We start from the raw sequence: 18,576 nt of genomic DNA on the forward strand, positions 1-18,576 counted from the left end.
CCTGGGGCCTGTGCATCTGTCTTGCAGGTATGGTACTTGGAAAATTGTGCTGAACAGTTACCCATAGGTCAGAAATCCGTCTTTCCATCCAGTTGCCGGATACGGATGGTGAGGTAGAGATCGCCACTGCCGCCGGTATCCATCCGCCTTCCCAACCCCTTCAGCCGCAGTTTCTGGCCTTCACGACTCTGGGGCGGAACGGTGATCTTATAAAGGCGGGAATAAAAACCCCATGGGATGTTGACCCGTTTGGTGCATCCTGCAAGGGCTTCCGGCGGAGAAAGAATCAGGGTGCCGTAAAAATGGGGCGTATCCTGGGGGGCAATGACACGGATGGTCTGGAGTCCCGGTGTTTTCCTTCTGGCCATGGCCTTGCGCACCTTTGCCGCAAAATGACCTTCCGGAAGCCTGACAAGAAACCTAAGCAGGAAAGCCCCCATGACAAAGCCACCAATATGGGCCCACCAGGCCACCCCGCCACCTCCGCCCATGGCATTGAATACCTGAAACAGAAACCAGATCCCCATATAAATGAAAGCAGGGATTTCAATAAACAGAGGGAAGACAAGTATGGGAATGAGGGTCAGAATGCGGGATGCCGGATAGAGAAGAAAATACGCACCCATGACACCGGCAATGGCACCACTGGCTCCCACAACGGGAATGGTTGAGCCGGGGTAGACCAGGGAATGGGCAAGGCCGGATGCCAGCCCGCAGGCCAGATAAAACCCTAAGTACCGGAGGGGACCGAGGCGGTCTTCCACATTATCCCCAAAAATCCAGAGGGTCCACATATTGAAAATAATATGGAGCCAGCCCCCATGGAGAAACATAAAGGAAAAAAAGGTGAAAACCTTCTGGAACAGGCCTGTATAGGCAGCAAGGGCAGGGTCCGTGTACCGGGCAGGAACCAGCCCCCATTCCCACAGAAAACGGGCCATTTCCGGTCCCTGCCCCAGCTGCAGGAAAAAAATCAGGGCATTGACAAGAATCAGAAGCTGGGTCACCACCGGTCGGTTACGGGATGGCTGGGTGTCTCGGATGGGAATCATCTTACCTCCCGGATCAGGCGGCCCATTCCGGACGGAGCTTTCCCGGCGGGGCAATGCGCATACTCAGATCCACGGCCCTTGCCTGATGGGTCAGGGCTCCGGCGGAAATAATATGAACGCCCGCAAGACCTAAGGCCTTTATTTTTTCAGGTGTCACCATACCGGAAACCTCCACGAGACTGCGACCGTCAATGCGGTCTACAGCCTCTCTGATCATACCCGCATCCATATTATCCAGAAGGATGACATCCGCACCCGCCTCCACGGCCTGAGAAACCTCCCCAAGGGTTTCCGCCTCCACCTCTATTTTCACCAGATGGGACACCCGTCTGCGCACGGCTTCCACGGCCGCAGCCACGCCTCCGGCTGCGGCAATGTGATTGTCTTTGATGAGAACGCCGTCGTAAAGTCCCATCCGGTGATTGGCAGCCCCTCCCACACGTACGGCGTATTTTTCCAGAACCCGCCAGCCCGGCGTGGTCTTTCTTGTATCCACAAGGGTGATGCCGCTGCCTTCCACGCCCCGGCCAAAGGCCCGCACATGGGTGGCAATGCCACAGAGCCGCTGCATAAAATTAAGCGCCGTCCGCTCGCCTGTAAGCAAAGCCCGCATGCGTCCCTGAATGTGCAGGATGCGGGTATTGACGGCAACGGCCTCTCCCTCCTGCACCAGAGGAGAAAAGACCACATCTTTATCAAGCTTTTCAAAAACCCGGCGGGCCACGGAAAAACCCGCCGGCACGATGCCCTCTTCACGGGTAATCACAATACCTTCGCCCATGGCATCTTCGGAAACAATGGCTTCGGTGGTAATATCTCCCGTACCGATATCCTCTTCTAAAGCCAGATCAATGAGGCGTTCCACAGCAAACATAAGGATTTTTCCCCTTCATGGGATAAAGTTCTACACCATGGCAGCCATACGATCCCGGTTGGCAACAAGCTGTCTGCGTTTTTCCGAAAGCTCCCCATGCTGCTCTTTCACCTTTTTCACAACCGCCTCAGGTGCCTTGTCAACAAAACCCGGGTTATCAAGCTTGGCGGATATGCCGTTCAGCTCCTTGTCCACCTTGGCAATGCTTTTGTCCAGACGTTCCACTTCTTTGGAAAAATCAAGAATACCTTCCAAAAGCACATAGAGGGGAGAACCGGAAACAATACTGGTGGCAGAGACCCGGGGCCGCTCCCCCACACTGGCTGCTTCAAGGGTACTGAGCCGTGCCAGAAGCTTCATCAGGTCTCCATGGTTGTGAATCATTTCCTTCTGAAAGGGGTTATCCGTGTGGAAAACCGCATCCAGAGCCTGGGCCGGAGGAAGATTCATCTCTCCTCTAATATTGCGGACCCCCGTCACCAGCTCAATGAGAAACTCCATGGCCACTTCCGCCTCCGGAGAATAGGCCAGACGCTGCTGATCCCAGTTGCCTGTGGGATAAACCGCCTGCATGATGGAACCCCTCTCTCCGGGGAGCTTTGCCCAGATTTCCTCCGTAACAAAGGGAATGATGGGATGCAGAAGAATCAGGGTATCACTGATCACCCGGTACAGAACCCCCTTGGTGGCTTCCATGGCCGCTTCTCCGGATTTGCCGAAAAGAACGGGTTTGATGGCCTCAAGGTACCAGTCACAGAATTCATTCCACACAAAACGGTAGAGAATGGAAGCCGCATCGTTGAAACGGTAGCTTTCCAAAGCCTGCTGCACCTGGGCTGCCACCGTGTTCAGGCGGGAAAGAATCCACTGATCCGGCAGGGACAGGGCTTTTTCATCAAAACTTTCATAGGCCCGGTCCAGATGCATGAGGGAAAAACGGGCCGCATTCCAGAGTTTATTGATAAAATGGCGGTAGCCTTCCACCCTTTCTTCGGAAAGCTTGATATCCCTGCCCATGGCGGCAAAACTTGTCAGGGTAAAACGGAAGGCATCGGTGCCGTACTGATCCATCACTTCCAAAGGATCAATCACATTGCCAAGGGATTTGCTCATCTTCTTGCCTTCTGCATCCCGGACCAGAGCATGGATATACACTTCCTTAAAGGGCACCTCGTCCATGAAATGGGTACCCATCATCATCATACGGGCCACCCAGAAAAAGAGGATGTCAAATCCTGTCACCAGCACAGAGGTCGGATAAAAGGTTTTCAGAAGATCGGTTTTTTCCGGCCATCCCATGGTGGAAAAGGGCCAGAGGGCAGAACTGAACCAGGTATCCAGCACATCATTTTCCTGAATCAGGGAGCTAGAACCACAGTCCGGGCAGGCCTCGGGATCCGTCTCCAGAACCATGAGAGATCCGCAGTCTTGGCAGGTCCATGCCGGAATACGGTGGCCCCACCAAATCTGACGTGAAATACACCAGTCCCGGATATTGTTCATCCATTCGTAATAGGTTTTGGTCCAGTTTTCAGGATAGATGCGGGTATGCCCCTCTTCCACCGCCTTCAGGGCTTTTTCCGCCAGCGGGGCTACCTTTACAAACCACTGCAGGGAAAGATTGGGTTCCACTACGGTCTTACAGCGATAACAATGGCCCACACTGTGGGTCAGTTCTTCTTTTTTTATCAGCAGTCCCTGCTTTTCCAGCGCGGCCACGGCGGCACTTCGTGCTTCAAAGCGATCCATGCCTTCAAAGGCCCCGGCATGGGCATTCATCCGGCCATCATCATCAATGGCCTTGATCTGCTCAAGGCCATGCCGGATGCCCAGCTCAAAGTCATTGGGATCATGGGCTGGGGTCACCTTCAGGCAACCCGTGCCAAACTCCCTGTCCACATAGCCATCACGGATGACGGGAATCTCCCTCTCTGTCAGGGGAAGCTTCACAAAAGCACAGGAAAGGTCTGCGTAACGATCATCTTCGGGATGGAGAGCCACGGCCGTATCCCCGAAAAGGGTTTCCGGGCGGGTAGTGGCCACCACAAGGGAAGCGGAACCATCGGTCAGGGGATAGGCAATATGATAGAGAAAGGAATCCTTATCCTCATGCTCCACCTCAAGGTCCGCCAGAGCCGTATGGCAGCGGGGACACCAGTTGATCAGATACTGCCCTTTATAAATCAGGCCCTCTTCGTACAGCTTTACAAAAACCCTGCGTACGGCCTTTGAGAGACCCTCATCCATGGTGAAACGCTCACGGCTCCAGTCACAGGAAGCACCAAGGCGCTGCAGCTGGTTGATGATGGCACCACCGTATTCCTTACGCCATTCCCAGACTCTGTCGATGAAAGCATCCCTGCCCAGATCATCCCGGGATTTTCCCTCAAGGGCCAGCTGCTTTTCCACCACATTCTGGGTGGCAATACCCGCATGGTCCGTTCCCGGCATCCACAATACATTTTTTCCACAAAGCCTGTGGTAACGACAGAGAATATCCTGCAGGGTATTGTTCAGGGCATGCCCCATGTGCAGCTTACCCGTGACGTTGGGCGGCGGAATCACGATGGAAAAGGCTTCTTTTTCCTGATCTTTATCCGCAGCGGCAAAGAGCTGATGATCCAGCCAGTAGCGGTACCAGCGTGCTTCCACTTCCCGGGGTTCATACCCCTTGTCCAACAGAGCCTCACTCATGCGCACTCCCCTATGCTTCTTATTATATCTTCACAAAAACCGGATTTTTAGCCCCGGTCATATACACAAAAAGACAGAAATACGGACCACAAAAAAAGGGATTATGGAATAATCCCCTTGTTTGTGCAAGTTTTTGATCCGCTGGCTTAGCGAAAATCAGGATGGATCTTTATAAAGTGCATCCTTCAGGCTCCGGATTTCTTTTTCCACAGCCCTTTCCACAACGGAAACCAGCGCCATATCCAGTTTTTCAGCAAAGACCTTGCGCACTACCCGCTCAAGCATGGCTTCAAAATCCACATCCGCCAGCCTGTCTTCTACGGCCTGCACGGCACTGTCCTGCTCCATATCCCCTGAAAATTCTTTATTCTCTAAAGGTACAAAGCCTGCATCCGGCATCAGGGATTCTGCTGCAAGATCCTGATTTGAACTTTTGTCAAAATCAGAACCGTCATCATTCTCAGACTCTTCAGCAAAGGAAAATGCTGATTCTGAGCCTCCTTCATCAATGGTATCGGAAACAAAAAAGTACTTTCCGTCAGATGAAATGGCTGCCTTTTCTTCCAGATCAAAGAGTGCTTCATCCTCTCCGGAAAAGGCCTGTTCTTCTGAAAGGACTTCCTGATCATCAGCAGCTTCATCCTCTTCCAGAAGAATGCCCTCTGCATCAAGGTCAAGGGCGTCTTCTTCTGAAAAAGCCCCTGCACCGGAAGTATCCTCAGGCGCATCCTCTTCCGGAAGAATGCCCGCCGCATCAAGGTCAAGGGCATCTTCTTCTGAAAAAGCACCTTCATCGGAAACACCCTCAGGCCTATCCTCTTCCGGAAGCATGCCCGCCGCATCAAGGTCAAGGGCATCTTCTTCTGAAAAAGCACCTTCATCGGAAACACCCTCAGGCCTATCCTCTTCCGGAAGCATGCCCGCCGCATCAAGGTCAAGGACATCTTCTTCTGAAAAAGCCCCTTCACCGGAAGTATCCTCAGGCGCATCTTCTTCCAGAAGAATGCCCGCCGCATCAAGGTCAAGGACATCTTCTTCTGAAAAAGCCCCTGCACCGGAAGTATCCTCAGGCGCATCTTCTTCCAGAAGAATGCCCGCCGCATCAAGGTCAAGGACATCTTCTTCTGAAAAAGCCCCTGCACCGGAAGCATCCTCAGACTTATTCTCTTCCAGAAGTATACCCGCTGCTTCTAAATCAAGAACATCTTCATCTGAAGTACCCTTTTCTCCGGATGCAGAAAGCCGGTCTTCTTCAATGAGCTCCCCTGCTGCAGACAGATCCGCCAAATCATCCGTATCACTGACATCCCATGAACCCGTATCCGACGCAGGCTTGTCATCCAGCTCCAGAGAAAAATCATCTCCCTCAAGAAAGGCATCCACATCGCCAAGATCCATGGCCTCTTCCCTGAACATCAGCTCTGTCTCCGAAGGAACACGAATCTCGCCTTCCGGAGAAGAAGCAGATCCAGATGAAAAATCAGGAACATCCGCCGCATTCAGATCCTGTTCTTCGACCCAGTCATCAGGATCCAGGATAAGATCCTCTTCGGGTTGCGGGTCAGGGGCATTTTTTACAGGCAGATCCGGGGTTTTAGTGCTGCTGGTTTTAGGGGAAGAGCCAACCAGAATCTCGTCAAGATCAATGAAATCCTCATCTTCAGCATAGCCTTCAGAAGTCTGCGGAACCCCATGGAATGGCTGCCCTGATTCCACCTCAGATGCAACTTCCAGTACCGGAACAGAAACAGAACCTTTCCCACCCCCTTCTGCCTGAAGGGTCATGGCAAGATCTGAAAGATCCAGATCATCCGTTAATCCATCATCACGAGACGGCGCTATGCTCCGTTCAGTCGTATCTTTCATATATTCTCCGATTACATGACTGGACAGCCTGGTATTGTGGACACCGCAACTGGTAGGAAATGATGGCGACATCCGAAGATCAGACAACAGTAAACAAGCATCTACTTTTTACTTCTTCCCGATAGAACCCATTAACTCTCGGATCCTTCAAAGACATTTTTACCGGATTTCCATGGCATTTACCATACATTTTATAAGCCTTACCGAATACAGTATTTCAGCATTTTTACAGAAGACCCTGCGGATAATAATTTTAAATATTTCATACCATAAAAAATCTGTCAAGAAAACGGATCTGTCCTTTTCTTTTAAAAAGGCTTATTTTTATTTTTGATGGTGTAAAAAAGCATTTTCTCCATCGGGATCCGATTACTCCCGATAAAATATCCGTACAGAATACACCCATGCTGTACAAACAAAAACACCTTACCCAAATTAAACCCAATATAAAACAAGGATCATTATGCGACGCATTCCTTTTCAACTCCCGCCTGTGCCAACGGAAAATATCTGCATTACAGGTCAGGATGCCACACACATACGAAAAGTTCTCCGCATGCAGCAGGGGGACCTCCTCTGCCTCTTTGATGGCAGGGGCAATGAATACGAAGCCCTGATTGACAGCATAGATACAAAGGGTGTTCACCTCGCACTGACGGGCATTCAACGCAGTATTCCAGCCCCCCCCGTGCATCTGGACATTGCCATCGCCCTTCTCAAAGAAAAAAAAATCGATGAACTCATCCGCCCCCTTACGGAACTTGGGGCAGGAACCATCAGAATTTTTCCTGCTGCGCGCAGCGTACCCGTCCTGAAAAAAGAAAAAGCAGAGGCAAGGATGGAAAGATGGCAGAAACTGGCCATGGAATCCCTCAAACAGTGCTGCGGCAGTCATATGCCGGAAATCCTTTTCCATAAAGACAGCTCCCCCCTTTTACTGGACCCTGCACCCGGAGAAAAACGATTTCTTTTCTGGGAAGGCACAGACAGCAGTCAGTGGTCCGAAGGGAAAAAGACAGCGCCCCTGCATATCCGTGCCGTTTTTGGTCCTGAAGGGGGATTTGACCCTGAAGAAGTTCAGGCCTTTTTCAGGGCTGGCTACAAGGTGCTGGGGCTTGGTCCCCGTATTCTCAGGGCACCCACTGCCGTTCTGGCAGGCACTGCCCTTCTCCAGTATCTTTATGGCGACCTGTCCCTTCCTCCCTTCCCCGGAAGGTGGGAGGGACAAGGGCATCCTTAAGCTTATGCGCATAAAAAAGACCCCCTGCCACATTGCAGCCCCAAAAGACTCTTTAAGCCATAAAACTAAAGACTTACCCATGGAAACCAGACAAAAAAGCTGCCCCATTGATGGATAAAAACCATTTTTTTTACTTTTAAAATAAAAACATCTTGACTCTTTGGCCCATTTTCCTTACAACGGCTTCGTCTTGAGCGCCCAAGTAGCTCAGTCGGTAGAGCAGAGGACTGAAAATCCTCGTGTCGGTGGTTCGATTCCGCCCTTGGGCACCATTAAAAAAAGCAAGCACCGGATCTTCATGATTCGGTGCTTTTTTTATTTATCCGTGTCAGATTTAAAATACAGGAAGAGTTATAAAATCCACCCCTTCTCGGAAGGGAGATGGGTAATTATTCAGCAGCTTCGTACTGTTGCAAGGCTCCGTGGCTATTTACAAGTGACATTGTAATCGTTTCGGATTCCGGCACTCAAGCCATAAATCCAAAACCAATAATTTAGAACAATACAACTTTATTGAGCTTGAGTGCCGGAGTGCGTCACGGGCAAATAGCCTGGGGCCTGTGCATCTGCCTTGCAGCTATGGTACTTAGAAAACTGTGCTGAACAGCAACCCACGCCGTGTTGCGGCGTTTTTTCATAAAGTAACTTTTGAAGTTACGGAGAGGTTTCAGTAACTATCCCCCCTTCTTTCCTTCGCACTGATCAGTCTCCGGTTTTCAGCACCGAGAGGAAGGCCGCCTGTGGAATCTCCACCTGACCTACCATCTTCATGCGTTTTTTCCCCTTTTTCTGTTTCTCAAGGAGCTTACGCTTACGACTGATGTCACCGCCATAGCATTTGGCCGTCACGTCCTTACGGAAGGCAGAAATGGTTTCCCTTGCCACGATCTTGCCACCAATGGCCGCCTGTATGGGAATCTTGAACTGCTGCCTTGGGATCTCTTCCTTCAGACGTTCACAGGCCATGCGACCCCTGGCCTCGGCCTTGTCCTTATGCACGAGCTGGGCCAGCGCATCCACCTTTTCTCCGTTCACAAGGATATCGAGCTTCACCAGATTGGTTTCCCTGTGCTCCAGCATATCATAGTCAAAGGAACCGTAACCCTGGGTAATACTTTTCAGCTTATCATAAAAATCATAAACCACCTCACCCAGGGGCAGCTCAAAAATCATTTCAAGGCGGCTGGATGTCAGATACTGGTAATTCCGGTTAATCCCCCGCCGCTCCATGCAGAGCTTCATCACAGCTCCCATATAACGCTCCGGAACAATGATATTGGCCTTGATAAAGGGTTCCTTCACGCTTTTGATCAGGGTGGGGTCCGGATACAGGGCAGGATTGTCCACCACAATATTTTCACCGTCCATCAGCTCCAGATGATAGCTTACGGAAGGGGCTGTAATAATCAGGGAAAGATCAAACTCCCTTTCAAGGCGCTCCTGCACCACCTCAAGGTGAAGCATACCTAAAAAACCACAGCGGAAACCAAAACCCAAAGCAGCCGAACTGTCCTTTTCATACATGAGGGCAGCATCGTTGAGCTTGAGCTTTTCTATGGCCGTTGCCAGCTCCTCATAGTCATCGGATGCCACAGGATAAATGGAAGAAAAAACAACGGGTTTGGCTTCATGGAAACCGCCAAAGGCTTTGGCACAGGGTTTTTTATGATGGGTAACCGTATCCCCGCAGCGGGTATCACTCACGGTTTTAATACCGGCAATCATATATCCCACCTGACCAGCCGAAAGCGTTTTCTGGGGATTTCTGACAATCTGAAAAAGCCCTACTTCCTCTACTTTATATACCGCATCATTGCTCATGAAACGGATTTCATCCCCCGCCTTCACGGAACCATCCACAATGCGCATGTGCACAACGGTTCCCCTGTAGGGATCATAATGGGAATCAAAGATCATGGCTTTCAGGGGAGCATCCGCATCCCCTTCCGGAGGCGGAAGCTGATTCACAATGGCTTCCAAAAGCTCAGGAATCCCCGTACCCTCCTTGGCCGAAGTCAGCACGGCATCAAAGGGGTCCAGCCCCAGATCATCGGCAATCTGTTCTTTCACCCATTCCACATTGGCACTGGGAAGATCGATTTTATTGATCACTGGAATAATGGTGAGGTTGTGTTCCATGGCAAGGTAAAGGTTGGCAAGGGTCTGGGCTTCCACCCCCTGGGTGGCATCCACCAGCAAAAGCGCCCCCTCACAGGAAGCCAAAGCCCTGGAAACTTCATAGGTAAAATCCACATGACCCGGCGTGTCAATGAGATTCAGGGAGAAAAGCTGACCATCGGCAGCCTTGTAGGGCAGACATACGGTCTGGCTTTTAATGGTGATACCCCGCTCCCTTTCTATGTCCATGGAGTCGAGAATCTGATCATGGAAATCCCTGTCCGCAATAATCCCTGTGGATTGAATCAGACGGTCGGAAAGGGTGGATTTTCCATGGTCGATATGGGCAATTATGCTGAAATTTCTGATATTCTTCATTAATTCTCCGGCTACCTTCTAAAATAGCAGTCGCATACATCCTGACGCATCAGGTAAAAAAAATTTACCCCATAAAAAAACGGGTGGCCGAAAACCGGCAATCCGCTTTTTTTTCATGCAGACCTTGTACCCAATACAGGAGCGGCTGTCAATTCACACGACTGCCCCCGTAAAGATCCACAGCACTGTAATGCTCACGGTAGATGGCTTCCTGTTCATCCAGAATTTCCTTTAAAATGGAAAGGCTGGTTAAGGGATTCATCAGTACCACACGCAGCACAACGGTCTCCCCACCACCGGGAACGCCTTTATCAATGGCTGTTCTGGATACAAAGCTTTTTCCGGACTCCCTCTGTATCCTTTGAATATTGATATTGATGTCATTGATTCTTTCATTGAGTCTTGTCCGTTCACTGCCACAGGACCGCAGCAGGGCTTCCTTCAGGGGTGTAGGACAGAAGCGATAGGTCAGGATGTTCAGCTCCGGAGCTGTTACCAGCTGCAGGTTATCCCTTTTACGGATTTCTTCGGCAAACTTACGGGCCAGATCAATGCCATGGTCAATGAGCATACCATAGCCCTTTCTGCCCATTACCTTGATGGCCGAATCAAGAATCAGGGAATTGGCTTCACGGGTTCCTGCCAGCGTTTTTATCCCCAGATCCACAGACCCCCTGCGGATAATATAATTGGCATGGTAACTGATGGCATCCAGATGGAAAGGATCCCGGAAATAGACCATGCCGCAGGTCATGGGCATATAAAACTGCTTATGACCGTCGATGGTGACGGAATCCGCCAGCTCGATGCCGTCCAGCAGATGGCGGTAACGGTCACTCATCAGGGTAGGCCCGCCCCAGGCCGCATCCACATGGAAATAGATTCCCGCATCCCTGCAGATTTCTCCCATCCTCCGCAGAGGATCAACGGTGCCTGTTTCCGTGGCACCGGCAATCCCCACCACGGCGAGAATCCTTGTTCTGGGATCTGCCTTGTATTCTGCAATTTTCCGGCGAAGTGCCGGAAGGCAAATACGGTTTTCCCCATCCACATCAATGGTGACAAGATTGCGGTTCCCTAAACCCAGAACCCCCACGGCCTTGCGCATGGAATAATGCCCCCGCCGTGAAACCAGAATGACACAACGGTCAATATCATAGGCACGATAGGCCTCGGCAAGCCCTTCGGCCTCCACCCCGCCAAAATCTCCCCTGGGCCCCAGAAGCCTGTTTCTGGCCACCCACAGGGCCGTGAGATTGGCAGCGGTCCCCCCTTCCGTAAAAACCCCAAGGGTTGCATCCGTACTCTGAACATATTTTTCATAAAAGCCGGGTTCCATACCATAGACCAGACGATGCAGCCTTGCTGTCACCTGCCGTTCCACAATGGATACAACCTTGGAAGTTTCAAGCTTCACGACATTCTGATTCAAAGCCGCAACAATGGCCTTGAAGAGAACCATGAAAAAAGGAATGGCAGAGGTCATATGACCCACAAAGTAGGGGGAAGAGACATTCACGGCCTGGGGCGCAATGCGGTCAATAATATCAGAAATCACTTCAGGAAGTTTTTTTTCCGGCTCAAAGCAGAGACTGCTGTCCATGTAGCCCAGCGCCAGCTCCTTGAGACCGATTTCCTCCGTAACCCCCACATGGTTATGCAAAAACTCCTGCAACCCGAAAAGAATCTGCTCCATGTAACCAACCAGCTTGGCCCGGTCAGCCTCGGTGTCCGGCTGAATAAAAAGCCTGAGCATCTGCTCCCAGTCACCATCCCCCACAGAAGGTGCTTCAAAACTCAATCCCTGTCGCATGGTCCCCGCCCCATGGTCTTCTGGTTTCCGGCTTATGCGCCTTAAAAAAAGTACTGCCTCCCCAGCAGCACAATCTTTTTTCCCTTAAAGCTGATCTGAATCTCTTTTTTTCTGTCTGTTGCTTCCCTTAGCAGACTGATGGAAATTTCACGATCTTTTTTTCATCCGTTTTGTTATCTGTAAATTATTTGTTCTTTAAGGTTTGCGCATGTAAACATGTTTGAAAAAAAAAAACAACGACCGTTTCTTTTTTTTAGCCCCGAAAGATCTGGCAGGTCTCAGGGAAAACCCCTGAGAGTTGACACCCGCCCCACTTCACCGTATCTTTGGTTGTTTTAGAGAAGGGGTTCCTTATTTTTTGGATAAAGGCCTCCCTTCACAATGTCCAGCTGATACGGAGCCGTCATGAAACTTCCTCCCATCCCCGTCTTTATCATCGGCGCACTGCTGATTGCCCTTGCCTTCTGGGCCGGGATGCGGCTGAGTGGGAACGGCATGCTGTATCCGCCGGACATCCATACCATGCTGCCCGAAGACAAAAGGCCCCATACAAGGGAAAAGGTTTACCTTTATTTCGCCCATCCCGCATCGGACACGCTGTCTGCGGAAACCCGGAATATTTCCCTTACGGGAACCCCTCAGGATAAAGCCCGGAGCATTCTGGATGCCCTTATTACCGGCCCTTCAGGGGAAGGAAACTCCCCCCTGCCCGAAGGCACGCGGATTCTGGCCGTCTACATTGAAAACAACATGGCAGTTCTGGACTTCCACCCGGATATACGCAACAACCATCCCGGTGGCAGCCTGGGAGAGCTCATGACCATTTATGCTCTGGTTAACTCCCTTGTAATCAACGTACCGGAAATTCGAAAGGTCAAGATACTCATTGCCGGTCAGGAGCAGGACACCCTGGCAGGACATATCGATATCCGGCATCCACTTACCGCTAATATGATGATTGTACGATGACTCAGATAAAACTCTCCCAGATCCGGAATATCGGTATCATGGCCCACATTGATGCGGGCAAGACAACCGTAACCGAGCGCATTCTCTTTTATACGGGCCGCTCCCACAAAATCGGTGAGGTCCACGACGGCGAGGCTGTCATGGACTGGATGCCCGATGAGCAGGAACGGGGCATCACCATCACCAGTGCCGTGACCACCTGCGACTGGAAAGAAAGCCGCATTCAGGTGATCGACACACCGGGCCATGTGGATTTTACCATTGAAGTGGAAAGATCCTTAAGGGTTCTGGATGGTGCCATCGGTGTTTTCTGTGCCGTGGGCGGTGTGCAGCCCCAGAGCGAAACCGTCTGGCGGCAGGCGGATAAATACCAGGTCCCCAAAATTGCCTTTGTCAATAAAATGGACCGCATTGGTGCGGATTTTTATGGTGTGGTTGAGCAGATCCGGGATAAACTGGGAGCCAATCCCGTCCCCGTTGCCCTGCCCCTTGGGGCCGAAGACCGCTTTTCCGGTATGATTGACCTTTTGAAAATGAAGGCCCTGATCTGGGATGAAGAAGGCCTTGGAGCCACCTTTAATGAGGCGGAAATCCCTGAAGAAATGCAGGAAGAAGCCATCAAAGCCCGGGAAAAACTGCTGGAAGCAGTGGCTGAAACCGATGATCTTCTCATGGAAAAATACCTTTCCGAAGAAAATATTTCCGAAGAGGAAATTGTTTCCGCCCTGCGCAAAGCCACCATCAATATGAAAATGATTCCCGTCCTCTGCGGATCTGCATTGAAAAACAAAGGCATTCAGTCCCTGCTGGATGCCATCACCGCCTATCTGCCCAGCCCTGCGGATGTCCCTCCTGTGGAGGGTGTCATCCCCGGCACAGAGGATAAAATCCATTTTCCGCCCAAATCCGCAGAACCCCTTTCCGCCCTGATTTTCAAGGTGGCCATGCCCGAGGGCCGTAAACTCGTTTATGCCCGCATTTATTCAGGAAAACTAAAGGAAGGAGACGAGGTCTTCAACCCCACCCTGAACCGGAAAGAACGGGTCTCACGCATCCTCCTCATGCATGCCAACAAAAAACAGCGTATCCCCGATGCAGGACCCGGAAGCCTTGTGGGACTGGTGGGACTCAAGGATTCCGCCACTGGAGACACCCTGTGCCACCCCGGTCACCCTGTCATGCTGGAACGCATTGACATCTATGAACCTGTCATCTCCCTTGCCATTGAACCCAAAACCCATGCGGATCAGGAAAAACTGGAGCAGGTGACGGCCAAACTGCTGGATGAAGACCCGACCCTCCGGATGAAGCAGGACCCGGATACGGGGCAGACCATTCTCTCGGGCATGGGCGAGCTTCATCTGGAGGTCATTGTCAGCCGCATGTCACGGGAATTCAATACCCAGGTGAATGTGGGCCGACCCCAGGTGGTACACAGGGAAACCCTTGCTGCAGCATCCAGAGGCGAGGCTGTTTTTGAACGGGAGATTACCGGGACGAAACATTATGCCAGAATCGTTCTTAACCTTCAGCCCCTGGAACGGGGAGCCGGTGTCCGTGTCTCATCAAAACTGCCCGAAGATCTTCTCCGTCCGGTACTGAAGAGTGCGGTGGAAAAAGGAATCCTGGAGGCTCTGGGTGCCGGCCCCCTGATGGGCTATCCTGCCACGGACCTTGAAGCGGTTCTGCTGGAAGCGGAAATCCGGGAAGGCAGTGATACGGAACTGGCCTTCACCGTTGCCGCATCCATGGCATGCAGGCAGGCCATGATGCAGGGGCAGGCCCTTCTCCTGGAGCCCATCATGAATGTGGAAATCTTAGTACCCGATGATCATATGGGTGAGGTGATCGGAGACATCAACAGCAGAGGCGGAAAGATAGAAGGTATTGCACCCAGATCCGGAATCCAGGAAATCCGGGCCACGGTACCCCTCAAAAAAATGTTCGGATATGCAACGGACCTGCGATCCGCAACCCAGGGGCGGGGAAATTACCTGATGGTCTTCTCCCACTTTGACGCCCCCTGAAGAAGGACTGGCTTCCCATGGAAAGCCAGACCTTTTTCAACGCCTTTCCGGATTTCAGCGCCTTTCCGGGGAAGCTTTCCGCAACTGCCTTGCAATGGCTTCCCGCCGCTCGCGGGCATCCCTGCTTTCCGGTGAATCTTCGGCAAGCAGGGAAATACTCCTTGCATAATGGAAATCGGCGTTGCTGAAATTCCGGGTTCCATGATGATACCGGCCCAGATGATAATGGGCCAGCCCATCCCGGCCCATGCGCCCCAGAACCTCTCCAAGGGCATAGCGGGCACCAATAAGGTCCGGCGCCATGCGAAGCACTTCTTCGTAGGTTTTTACGGCTTCTTCATAATGACCAAGGGCAGCATAGGCCCGGCCCAGATCAAAAAAAACCTCAGGGTCACCGGTTTCCGGTGCCACATTTTTCAAAAGCAGAATGGCAGCTTCGGGCTGACCGGCATGGAAGCGGATTCTGCCAAGATCACTGATAACGACCTTATCCATGGGATTGGCTCTGGTCACAATTTCCATGTTTTTCAGGGCATCATCCCTGTCACCGTTCCGGATCTGCGCCAGTGCCAGGGCATGGCGGACGGAAAGATTGTCCGGGTCTTCTTTCAGTCTGTTCCCAAGATGGGAAACAGCAGCGCCGGAATCCGTATAACGGGCCTGAAGACGATCCCGCACACGGGCAAAGGCCTCATCGTCCGAAGGATTTTTCCTGCTCTCAATCGGTGAATCTTTCTGGCGGGACTTCAGCCATGCGGAGACAAAGGTGATGCGCTCTTCGGTTCCGGGATGGGTTCTCAGGTAGGTGGGAACATCATCTGTGGTATACCATTCCTTACCCCTGATTTTTCTGAGCATGGTCAAAAGGCCTTCACCTCCGTAGCCGGCTGCGCTAAGGTAGCCGAGGCCCCTTTCATCGGCCTCCCGCTCATTTTCACGGCTGTAGGACAAAAGGGCAGACTGTCCTGCTGCCTGACTTCCCATGATCAGACCGAAGGCCGCATCGGGGCTGGCACCGCCAACGGCAGCAAGAATACCTGCGGCAAGACCTGCAAGGGTGCCTATCCCCACTTTTTTTGAGCGGGCCACAATCTCTGAAATATGCCTGCAGGTCACATGGGCAATTTCATGCCCCAGAATACCGGCCAGCTCTTCCTCACTTTCCATGGCCAGTATAAGCCCGGAGTGGATGTAAATATGCCCACCGGGTCCGGCAAAGGCATTATAGGAAGGATTCAAAACCACATTAAAGGTAATGGGAAAGGGTGGATCTTCCAGAACATCCACAATGCGCCCCCCCACTTCCCGTACATATCCTGTAATAAGCGGATCCCTTACAAGACGGTGGGTGGCATGGATGTAGCGCACAAACTCTTCTGCCAGCACCTCTTCCTGCTGAAGGGTAAGGGAAAAGGCAGGCGGGGGAGGTATCATAGAAAAAATGACTAAGGAACTAAGGAGAAAAACACGGTTGACAGCCTGCTGTAAAAGCGACATGAATCGTCTTTCTTTCATGGCATGGGGTCCCTCGGTGGTAAGCATGCAGACAGATCACGAATACTTTAAAAAAATCTGCCCGCATCTTTAAAACTGCTGATTCCAATCTACCGGGCTGTCCCGAATCCTTATGCTTTGCAATTCACCGGAACTATGGTAGAGGCATACTCGTTATGACACAGATCATCTGCATCGCCAACCAGAAAGGGGGAGTGGGTAAAACCACCACAGCCATCAATCTGGCTGCGGCCCTGGCCCTTTCCGCCCAAAAAGTTCTTCTTGTGGACTGTGATCCTCAGGCCAATGCCACAACGGGTATCGGCATTGACAAGTCAGGTCTTGACCAGACCCTCTACCATGGGCTCATTGGTGATGCCAGGGTGGAGGATATTCTTAAGGCATGTGACATTGAAAATCTGCACATCCTTCCTTCACGGGTAGAACTCATCGGTTTTGAGGTGGAAATGATGGGAGATCCTGAAAGGGAAACATTCCTCTCCCAGCTGCTCGCACCCTTAAAAAACCGTTATGATTATATCCTGCTGGACTGTCCGCCTTCCTTAAGCCTGCTCACCCTCAATGCCTTCACCGCAGCCGATTCTGTCCTGATCCCCCTGCAGAGTGAATTTTATGCCCTCGAAGGCCTTGGCCAGCTGCTTCAGACCGTCAAGAGAATTAAAAAAAGCCTGAATACCCATCTCCGCATTGCAGGTATTCTTCTCACCATGTTCGACGGCCGTACCAATCTTTCCACACAGGTGGCCGAAGATGCGGAACAGTATTTTAAAGATCTTATTTTTAAAACCCGCATTCCAAGGAATGTGCGTCTGGGAGAAGCCCCCAGTTTCGGTCAGCCGATTTTCACCTACTCGCCGGCATCCAAGGGTGCCCAGAGTTACATGGAGCTTGCGGAAGAGCTGATGACAACGGCACCGTCTTCCCGCTCCGGTATTTAAAATAACTTCATACAGCGACTGCATATTTAAACAGAATCCAGCATTGTGGTATCACCGCAATCATCAAAAATACCGTGGGAATATCCCTTCATGACAGACTCTTCGCCATCCGGAAAAAACCGTAAAAAAACAGGACTGGGACGCGGCCTTTCCTCCCTGATCCCTGACATTGAGGCTGCGGACAGGGAGGTATCCCACAATCCGGAAACCCTTTCCATCCACTCACTGACGCCCAACCCCTTTCAGCCCCGGCACAACTTTGATGCCGACGCCCTGCAGGAACTGGCCGATTCCATCGGCAGGGAAGGCATACTCCAGCCTGTTTTAGTCCGCAGATCCGGTCAGGACTACCAGATTGTCGCCGGAGAACGCCGGGTCCGGGCAGCAAAAATGGCAGGGCTTTCTTCCGTTCCCGTTATCATCAGAGATCTTGATGACCTGCGCATGCTTCAGATTTCCATTGTGGAAAATATCCAGCGCAATGACCTAAGCCCCATGGAAGAAGCCCGGGCCTATCAGAGACTGGTGCAGGAATTTTCCATGACCCAGGAAGCCGTTGCCTCGTCCGTAGGAAAAAGCAGATCCAGCATCACCAACTTCATCCGCCTGCTGCAGCTTCCCGCCATGGTGCAGGATGCCATGGATACGGGAAAAATTTCCATGGGCCACGGCCGTGCCCTGCTGGCCCTCGAAGATGAAGACCTTCTCCTCCAGACCTTCCGCGAAGTGGTGGAAAAAACGCTTTCCGTCCGGGAATGTGAGGCTCTCGTAAAAAAGCGGCTTTCCCCTGGCGATAAAACGACCACATCCCCATCCCACGTTCCGGAAGAATACCAGATCAGGGCCGAACGTCTTTCAAGCTCTCTGGGGACAGCCATCCGTATCCGGGGAACCCGCAATGCGGGGAAAATGGAAATTCCCTATACCAGTCCCGAAGAGTTTGATGCCATTGTAAAAAAGCTGGAAAATCTGTAATTATTCAGCACAGTTTATTCCGAACTGCCAATACTGTAGTTGCAGCAGCTTCGTACTGTTGCAAGGCTCCGTGGCTATTTGCAAGTGACATTGCAATCGTTTCGGATCAGAGCTTTG

12 protein-coding genes and 1 tRNA gene are annotated in these 18,576 nt (G+C 51.6%); 6 read left to right on the plus strand and 7 right to left on the minus strand.

What is annotated here, in order from left to right:
• Positions 1-68: 68 nt before the first annotated feature.
• The 4 genes from LZ24_RS06205 to LZ24_RS06220 all read right to left on the minus strand — a co-directional run bounded on the left by LZ24_RS06205 (position 69) and on the right by LZ24_RS06220 (position 6,486).
• A complete protein-coding gene (locus LZ24_RS06205) occupies positions 69-1,052 on the minus strand; it encodes a rhomboid family intramembrane serine protease (protein WP_144683579.1) in 984 nt (327 codons plus the stop codon).
• Between the two features lie 13 nt (positions 1,053-1,065).
• Complete coding sequence (gene nadC, locus LZ24_RS06210; RefSeq protein ID WP_144683582.1) at positions 1,066-1,926, minus strand: carboxylating nicotinate-nucleotide diphosphorylase; 861 nt, start codon at positions 1,924-1,926, stop codon at positions 1,066-1,068.
• Between the two features lie 30 nt (positions 1,927-1,956).
• Positions 1,957-4,620, minus strand: coding sequence for a valine--tRNA ligase (locus tag LZ24_RS06215; protein ID WP_144683585.1), 2,664 nt, complete (start codon positions 4,618-4,620; stop codon positions 1,957-1,959).
• Positions 4,621-4,776: 156 nt separating this feature from the next.
• Positions 4,777-6,486 (minus strand): putative sodium/potassium/calcium exchanger, encoded by a 1,710-nt coding sequence (locus LZ24_RS06220; RefSeq protein WP_144683587.1) that lies wholly within the window; start codon positions 6,484-6,486, stop codon positions 4,777-4,779.
• Positions 6,487-6,949: 463 nt separating this feature from the next.
• On the opposite strand from LZ24_RS06220, the gene LZ24_RS06225 reads away from it, so the two are divergent.
• Entirely contained in the window at positions 6,950-7,726 is a 777-nt protein-coding gene (locus LZ24_RS06225; RefSeq protein WP_144683590.1) for an RsmE family RNA methyltransferase, read from the plus strand.
• 196 nt (positions 7,727-7,922) lie between these two features.
• A tRNA-Phe gene (locus tag LZ24_RS06230) sits at positions 7,923-7,998 on the plus strand.
• 430 nt (positions 7,999-8,428) lie between these two features.
• Here LZ24_RS06230 and lepA read toward each other — a convergent pair.
• On the minus strand, positions 8,429-10,222 hold the full coding sequence (gene lepA / locus LZ24_RS06235) for a translation elongation factor 4 (protein ID WP_144683593.1): 1,794 nt from the start codon (positions 10,220-10,222) through the stop codon (positions 8,429-8,431).
• A gap of 148 nt (positions 10,223-10,370) precedes the next feature.
• Positions 10,371-12,035: a pyridoxal-dependent aspartate 1-decarboxylase PanP gene (panP, locus tag LZ24_RS06240; RefSeq protein ID WP_144683596.1), complete on the minus strand. Its 1,665-nt coding sequence runs from the start codon at positions 12,033-12,035 to the stop codon at positions 10,371-10,373.
• 405 nt (positions 12,036-12,440) lie between these two features.
• Here panP and LZ24_RS06245 point away from each other — a divergent pair, with 405 nt between their 5' ends.
• Both LZ24_RS06245 and fusA read left to right on the plus strand, forming a co-directional pair.
• Positions 12,441-13,004 (plus strand): GerMN domain-containing protein, encoded by a 564-nt coding sequence (locus LZ24_RS06245; protein WP_144683599.1) that lies wholly within the window; start codon positions 12,441-12,443, stop codon positions 13,002-13,004.
• Positions 13,001-15,031, plus strand: coding sequence for an elongation factor G (gene fusA, locus LZ24_RS06250; RefSeq protein ID WP_144683602.1), 2,031 nt, complete (start codon positions 13,001-13,003; stop codon positions 15,029-15,031). Before LZ24_RS06245 ends, fusA begins: the two co-directional genes overlap by 4 nt.
• A gap of 54 nt (positions 15,032-15,085) precedes the next feature.
• Here the strand turns inward: fusA and LZ24_RS06255 are convergent, their stop codons facing one another.
• Positions 15,086-16,546, minus strand: coding sequence for a M48 family metallopeptidase (locus tag LZ24_RS06255; protein ID WP_186442971.1), 1,461 nt, complete (start codon positions 16,544-16,546; stop codon positions 15,086-15,088).
• A gap of 155 nt (positions 16,547-16,701) precedes the next feature.
• Here LZ24_RS06255 and LZ24_RS06260 point away from each other — a divergent pair, with 155 nt between their 5' ends.
• Positions 16,702-17,484 (plus strand): ParA family protein, encoded by a 783-nt coding sequence (locus LZ24_RS06260; RefSeq protein ID WP_144683608.1) that lies wholly within the window; start codon positions 16,702-16,704, stop codon positions 17,482-17,484.
• A 90-nt stretch (positions 17,485-17,574) separates the two neighbouring features.
• Positions 17,575-18,459 carry a ParB/RepB/Spo0J family partition protein gene (locus tag LZ24_RS06265; RefSeq protein ID WP_144683611.1) on the plus strand — a complete coding sequence of 295 codons (885 nt, stop codon included), beginning with the start codon at positions 17,575-17,577 and terminating at the stop codon, positions 18,457-18,459.
• The last annotated feature ends 117 nt before the right edge of the window (positions 18,460-18,576 follow it).

It is taken from the genome of Desulfobotulus alkaliphilus (assembly GCF_007830435.1).
GTDB classification, from domain to species: domain Bacteria; phylum Desulfobacterota; class Desulfobacteria; order Desulfobacterales; family ASO4-4; genus Desulfobotulus; species Desulfobotulus alkaliphilus.

Coding starts and splice junctions, on each gene's coding strand:
- LZ24_RS06255 (WP_186442971.1), bottom strand. CDS start 16,546: ATGAAAGAAAGACGATTCATGTCGCTTTTACAGCAGGCTGTCAACCGT.
- LZ24_RS06265 (WP_144683611.1), top strand. CDS start 17,575: ATGACAGACTCTTCGCCATCCGGAAAAAACCGTAAAAAAACAGGACTG.
- LZ24_RS06215 (WP_144683585.1), bottom strand. CDS start 4,620: ATGAGTGAGGCTCTGTTGGACAAGGGGTATGAACCCCGGGAAGTGGAA.
- nadC (WP_144683582.1), bottom strand. CDS start 1,926: ATGTTTGCTGTGGAACGCCTCATTGATCTGGCTTTAGAAGAGGATATC.
- fusA (WP_144683602.1), top strand. CDS start 13,001: ATGACTCAGATAAAACTCTCCCAGATCCGGAATATCGGTATCATGGCC.
- panP (WP_144683596.1), bottom strand. CDS start 12,035: ATGCGACAGGGATTGAGTTTTGAAGCACCTTCTGTGGGGGATGGTGAC.
- LZ24_RS06260 (WP_144683608.1), top strand. CDS start 16,702: ATGACACAGATCATCTGCATCGCCAACCAGAAAGGGGGAGTGGGTAAA.
- LZ24_RS06205 (WP_144683579.1), bottom strand. CDS start 1,052: ATGATTCCCATCCGAGACACCCAGCCATCCCGTAACCGACCGGTGGTG.
- LZ24_RS06225 (WP_144683590.1), top strand. CDS start 6,950: ATGCGACGCATTCCTTTTCAACTCCCGCCTGTGCCAACGGAAAATATC.
- LZ24_RS06245 (WP_144683599.1), top strand. CDS start 12,441: ATGAAACTTCCTCCCATCCCCGTCTTTATCATCGGCGCACTGCTGATT.
- lepA (WP_144683593.1), bottom strand. CDS start 10,222: ATGAAGAATATCAGAAATTTCAGCATAATTGCCCATATCGACCATGGA.
- LZ24_RS06220 (WP_144683587.1), bottom strand. CDS start 6,486: ATGAAAGATACGACTGAACGGAGCATAGCGCCGTCTCGTGATGATGGA.